Origin of the sequence: Lactiplantibacillus modestisalitolerans (genome assembly GCF_005405425.1) — a bacterium.
In the GTDB taxonomy this organism is placed as follows: domain Bacteria; phylum Bacillota; class Bacilli; order Lactobacillales; family Lactobacillaceae; genus Lactiplantibacillus; species Lactiplantibacillus modestisalitolerans.
Map to the genome: position 1 here is coordinate 1 of NZ_BJEA01000031.1, position 5855 is coordinate 5855.

The following is a 5855-nucleotide window of genomic DNA, read 5'->3' on the forward strand; positions in this document are numbered from 1 at the left end:
GGAATTCATTACTTTAATCACCTGGACCGCTCACCAGCAAGAAACGACCTCACCCCAGCAGAATACTGGAATGAGGCAGTCTAGGAAAATAACTCAATTTTATATTATTTCATTTGTCAACTTGATAGGGACTAGTGCATAGGTTTTGGGCGGTTAATTAACACCTTTTAATCGATAAGACTTTCGGTGATCTTGACAACATGCACATCAAGAATAGCCGCTGTAACTGCCGGATTTTGAAATATTTTTACCCAGCTGGAAAGATCGCTTATAATCGTCGAATGTCGTTCATAACGGGCATATTGACTAATACAACGCTCTAAGGTGCCTTTCTCGTTGGCAGTCCGTAATCTCAATAACAGTTCATGACAATTGATGAAGAGTACCCGTTTACCTTGACGGCAGGCTTCAATCCCAATGCCAATTGCTAAATGTGTTTTACCGACCCCCGGACTACCAATAAAAATTAGGTTTTCTTTCTTCTCCAGAAACGCTAAGTCTTGAAAACCAAGTACCTCTTGCTGATTGATGCTAGGCTGAAACTTAAAATCAAAGCCCTTTAGTGTTTTAGCCTGTGGAAAACGTGCATGCTTTATAATACGGGCTATCTGCTGTTCTTGATTCCAGTCTATCTAGGCATTAGTTAGCGCCAACATGGCCTCTGTAAAAGACATTTGCTGTTGATTTATTTGATCGACGTACTCAGGCAAATAGGCCGCCATTTTAGTGAGTCCTAAGGACTCCAGGTTAGTCAGTAGCTCTTGAAATTTACTAGTCATTTTCATCACCTTAAACTTGGTCATATTCTGTTAAATGTTCTTCAATGTATGCCTGTATATCCTGCTCATTCTGGCCCTTTAAAAGGTCTGAGCCCAGTATCCGAACACGGTCATGATTTTCATAATTGAATTGATTTGTCGTTATGTTGTGCGAACGAATCAATTCTCCGCTATAATAAATTTAGATACGCTGCTCATCATCGGTCAGCTCAATATCAACTGTGCGGCCAATGTAGCGTGGATCAACGGAGTATTTACATTTACGAAAGTTAACCATCGATTCTTTTGAGACGATACGGGTAATATCTTCCTCGAAGAATGGTTTTAAAAGGTTAGCTGTGAGTTTATGTAAGTACTCCTTTTCTTCATGCTCCCACATATCTAGCGGAACCTGATTTGAATCTTGAGATACCTCAAGATTCAAATCCTGGCAGAGATCAGTCACTAAGTTATTTAATTCCACCTCATCTTCAAATTCATAGTTATACGGCCGTAATCTTTCCATTGTTCTGGCTAAGGCTTCAACGACGCCCTTAGTTTGTGGGTGGAATACACCCTACATGCAATCGGATTATAGCTGGCGTCGTGGCTAAATTGACGAAATCGTTCATTAAAGATCGCTTTATCAAAACTAGATTTAGTATGATCGACAACCTGTTTCATATTATCGAACCAGACTTCTGTAGGAACCTCTCCAGTAGCTTTAAAAGCGTCATTAAGGCGCTGAAAGAGGGTATCCTGGCTACGGTTCAAAGACCAAACTGATATACTTTCGTTTTGAAAAGGGAAGTACATAAAGAAAAATGTTGAAACGAATGGGTTTGCCTGCCTTGTTGTATAGTGTCATTTCTTCTTTCCAGTCAACTTGGGCCGATAGGCCCGGCGTGTGTTCAACTCGAATGGTGGCTTTATGAGTTTGCTCTTTGCGGACGGTAGCACAGTATTCTCGAACGATTGTGTACTTACCCTGAAATCCTTTCTTCTGAATAAATTTGTAAATTGAATGAGCTGAACAATTCAGGTCTAATTTACGGCAGATGATGTCTCTATAATTATCCAACAGGCTAGCCCTTTTACGCTTTACGGGCATGGCATTTTTACCTGTCAGTGCTTCTTCGTAAGCTCTTTTAGCGGTTCGGTAATCAACACCATATTGTCCCCCAAGTGCTGCATAATTTGGCTTAATTTCGTTATTCACGTACTGTTTCGCTCCTTCGCGGATATCATGTCTCACATTGAAAACTTCCTTTTCAATGTGATTCATAATATCAAAAAATGTAGGAAAACCGACAATTTTCTCGCCGCCATTTTCCTACATTTTATAACCGCCATGCACACTAAATAATGAGTTATAAAATTAGTAAAAAATATGCATTATCTGGTCCGGAAGGAGATAGTCATAAGACGTCCAGTAAATTCATCATCTTACATGACGTTGGCGCCAACAGTGGGGCTGCTGCTAACGCCAGTTACTTTAAAAATAATTGGCGCACGGCTCAGACCTACGTGGCCTTTGTAGTTGGCGATGGTGGTAAGGTCTATCAAGTTGGGACACCGGGCTACGTTCAATGGGGTGCCGGTTCAACGGCTAACGCGCAGGCACCAGTTCAAATTGAACTGGGCCGGACGACTAGTAAGAGTCAGTTTAAGAAAGATTACGCTGCCTATGTTGAGTTGGCCCGGGACATGGCTAAAAAGTATGGCATTCCGTTAACGCTGGACGCAGGCGGTGCATCTACTACCGGTGTTAAGACTCACCGTTGGGAGACTGATCACATTTGGGGTAGTCACGTTGACCCGTATGGATATCTCAGCCCAATGGGAATCAGTAAGGCTCAACTGCAGAAGAACATTAAGAATGGAATTAAAACGACCACTAATAAGATCTATACGGTAAAAAAAGGTGATTCCTGGTGGAAGATTGCCACGGATCATAAGACAACGGTGGCAAAGTTGGCTGTACTTCATGGTAAGAAAGTAATCTCAATGTTGTACCCTGGTGACAAGATTAAACTTAAGTAAATGCTAATCCCCACGCAAGTCTGTTAAAGATCTGTGTGGGGATTTTTTTGATTCAGTGACTATTGTATAATTGTTTTAACGAAAGGTTGTTATCGAATGAACGATGATAAAAGAGTATTTCTAGATTACTTAAAGCAAATATATGATCAGGCAAACGAGCATTTGCGTGAGCAAGAACACAAACGTGATCAAGTGGTTACCTTTTACGCAGTATTAATTAGTTTCATAATAACCACGAATCACACGATTCAAGTGAATTTTGGTGGACCAATCATGATGATGATACTAGATTTGGCACTTTGTGTTATTGGTGCAATAGTATGTATTTCACTTTCCAGTTTACGAGGGTGGCATACACAGTATCTGGATGCCATTTATGTAATTAATTATGCTATGGCTCATCAAAACCAGTACGTAACAGTTGATGATTTGAAAAATACAATCCAAGAAATGCTAGTAAATAATCAAATTAACGAAAAGGAAAACAAGGACAAAAAGTGGCCAATTAGAGTTGGAGAATGGTTTAAACATACTATTAGCTCTACTGAAGACAGTATGTTTTATGGAGTTTGGATATTTTCAATGGTTCCACTGATAATGATGGAACATAGTCTCTACAAACTAGTAAATTGGGGAAGCAAGCAAGGCGCATTATTGGTCATCTTATCGGTGGCGTTTACATTAGTGTTTGTTGTTTATTTCCGGCATATGTATAAGTTGTTAAATAAAAATATTAAAAATGCACAAATCTATAAAACGTGGATATTAGACTTTGATTACTACAGTAATGGTAAAAAAAGCTTTAGTTATTATGACGTTAGTATGAATCATGGAATTTTATCAATAAAACAAAATACAGCTGGTGTTGTAACTGTCCCAATCGTAGATAATCGGTATTTGATGATTAAGATTAAAAGGACTGATGGTCGTTTCAATTGGGAGTTTCCACGAGGGTTTGTTGAGCCAGAAGAAATACATGATAGTATGATTGACTACTCGACAGCAGCTAGACGTGAGTTAAATGAGGAATTAAATGTAAATTATTCGGCTGTAATGAAGGCAGTTGATTTAGGAGAAATAGAACCCGATTCTGGCTTGATTAAAAGTTCAATTCATGCTGTACAAGTAGAACTTTCTGAACTGAAAAAAATTAAACTACAGTCCTCAGAAAAGATAGTAGAATACAGGTTAATGGATGAAGATAGTCTTACAAATGAAGTCAAGAAAAGAACAATCATCGATGGTTTTACATTAAGTGCAATTACACTAAGCAGAAACACAAAATAAACTCAAATCCCCATACTGGTCTTAATTGACTGATACGGGGATTTTATTTGAAACAAAATTATTTTTGAGCGTACTAATCTAAAGCACTCGAAAGTGTTGAAAAAAACTAGTATACTAAAGCTACTAGCTAGTATTAAACTTGCGGGGTCAGCGTAATTGCCTTGCGCTGGTCCTTTTTATAATCAACATAATTTTTTTCTTCGGCAATCATGACATAGATAATTCGCAACAATTTATGTGCGAGGGCAACGAGTGCTTTTTGCGCCGTCATACGCGCGTGAAGTCGCCAAAAATAGTCCCTTAGACCGGTCTCTTTTGATTTTTTCGCTGATAGCGAGGCGCTAACGAGCGCCCATTTAAGATAGACATTACCATGTAAAATATGAGCACCGTGTTTAATACCGGCAGACTCATAATTTTCCAGGGCAGAGTCCAGCCCAGGACGCTAAATGGTGGGCATCTGGAAACGGACTTACATCTGAACCAATTTCAGCAATGATGATTTGAGCAATTCGTTGACTGATTCCAGGAATGTCTTGAAGGCGATGAAACAAGTCGTCGAATTCCATAACTTGTTCATCAATTTGAGCATTCAATTCAGTCAATATCCGCCGGTAATCCGCCAGCAGTTCCATGTTTAATTCTAATAATCGCCGATCGTTGCGTGTCAGAACGCCATCCAGCGCAGCAAATAGTTGTTCAACGCTGGCTTTCATCCGGCCATGCCGACAGTGTGCAATGGTGTGTAGCGTAATTACTTCGCCGTTTATAAGCAGGTTCAGTAGCTTAAGCCCAGACCCACTAAAGATATCCGAAGCGTAAGTTGTTAGTTTGATATTTGAACGTTGCAAAATATTATGAACTTCATTTTTAGTTGCGGTCATGGATTGAGTTATTTTTTTACGTAATCTAGTTGATTCACGGAGTGCTTGAATTGATTTGGGTGGTACAAAGCTAGCTGAAACCAAACCATAACGAGCCAGCTCAGATAGCCATTCGGAATCTTTTTGATCCGTTTTTTTACCAGGAATATTCTTGACAATGCGTGGATTACACAGGATCATTTTGAAACCAAAAGGTTCCAAAATTTGCCAAACCGGGCGCCAATACTGACCGGTACTTTCCATCAGAACTTGTTCAACGTGACGAGTCTTGAGCCATTCGCCGCATTCTTTCAGCCGGCAAGTGACGGTTTCAAAACGCTCAGAAACTTTCTTTGGTTTAGCGTTAGCTAAACCAACTAGTACCGAAACCGTGATTTGTTTTTGATGAACATCAATTCCGGCTACACTTTCAGCAACGACTTCTATAAAGTTCACCTCCGAATAAGTTTGAAAGCAGTAGCTTCAGTTATTGAGGGTTGAAATTTTATTTACGTGTACGAAACGACAATTGATTAATCTCACGAACTGAAAGCCATCGGTTTTTAGTACGGGCTTAGATTAGCACCAATAAGAGCATGATGAACAAACAACCGCTTTCACAGCCATTATAGCCGAGAAAGCGGTTGTTTCATATCATGATTACGAGAGTCGAGCGAAGCGACACCCTCAGATGGTTTTTGTGTATGTATATGCGTGTACAATCCGTGCACAAAGTGGCAATAAACGTTGATATATCAGTGTCATGAAATCCTGTATTCTCCTTATTAAAGCAGTATAGTGCAAATTCAAAAAATAAGAACGGGGTCGTGACATAAGTCTCTAAAAATAAAGCCAGTCTGGAAAAATCTTCGGATTTTTCCAGACTGGCTTTTGATATAATGGA

At 39.6% G+C, this 5855-nt stretch carries 4 protein-coding genes and 2 pseudogenes; 2 read left to right on the top strand and 4 right to left on the bottom strand.

Going from position 1 to position 5855, the window contains the following annotated elements:
* Positions 1 to 153: 153 nt before the first annotated feature.
* Together FFM79_RS12455 and istA are read right to left on the bottom strand one after the other, a co-directional pair.
* A pseudogene (locus tag FFM79_RS12455) lies at positions 154 to 779 on the bottom strand (ATP-binding protein).
* Between the two features lie 10 nt (positions 780 to 789).
* Positions 790 to 2013: pseudogene (gene istA, locus FFM79_RS12460) on the bottom strand (IS21 family transposase).
* Between the two features lie 110 nt (positions 2014 to 2123).
* Here istA and FFM79_RS12465 point away from each other — a divergent pair.
* Positions 2124 to 2801, top strand: coding sequence for an N-acetylmuramoyl-L-alanine amidase (locus tag FFM79_RS12465; protein ID WP_170177470.1), 678 nt, complete (start codon positions 2124 to 2126; stop codon positions 2799 to 2801).
* A 96-nt stretch (positions 2802 to 2897) separates the two neighbouring features.
* Positions 2898 to 4088 carry an NUDIX hydrolase gene (locus tag FFM79_RS12470; protein ID WP_137643788.1) on the top strand — a complete coding sequence of 397 codons (1191 nt, stop codon included), beginning with the start codon at positions 2898 to 2900 and terminating at the stop codon, positions 4086 to 4088.
* Between the two features lie 133 nt (positions 4089 to 4221).
* Here FFM79_RS12470 and FFM79_RS12780 read toward each other — a convergent pair whose 3' ends face one another.
* Both FFM79_RS12780 and FFM79_RS12475 read right to left on the bottom strand, forming a co-directional pair.
* Complete coding sequence (locus FFM79_RS12780; RefSeq protein WP_225424455.1) at positions 4222 to 4359, bottom strand: hypothetical protein; 138 nt, start codon at positions 4357 to 4359, stop codon at positions 4222 to 4224.
* Positions 4360 to 4498: 139 nt separating this feature from the next.
* Positions 4499 to 5407, bottom strand: a complete 909-nt coding sequence (locus tag FFM79_RS12475; RefSeq protein WP_225424456.1) for an IS110 family RNA-guided transposase — start codon at positions 5405 to 5407, stop codon at positions 4499 to 4501.
* Between the last annotated feature and the right edge of the window lie 448 nt (positions 5408 to 5855).

What these genes read in the sequence shown, in the direction of transcription:
- FFM79_RS12465 (WP_170177470.1), top strand. Translation starts at nt 2,124, where the DNA reads ATGAGTTATAAAATTAGTAAAAAATATGCATTATCTGGTCCGGAAGGA.
- FFM79_RS12470 (WP_137643788.1), top strand. Translation starts at nt 2,898, where the DNA reads ATGAACGATGATAAAAGAGTATTTCTAGATTACTTAAAGCAAATATAT.
- FFM79_RS12780 (WP_225424455.1), bottom strand. Translation starts at nt 4,359, where the DNA reads ATGACGGCGCAAAAAGCACTCGTTGCCCTCGCACATAAATTGTTGCGA.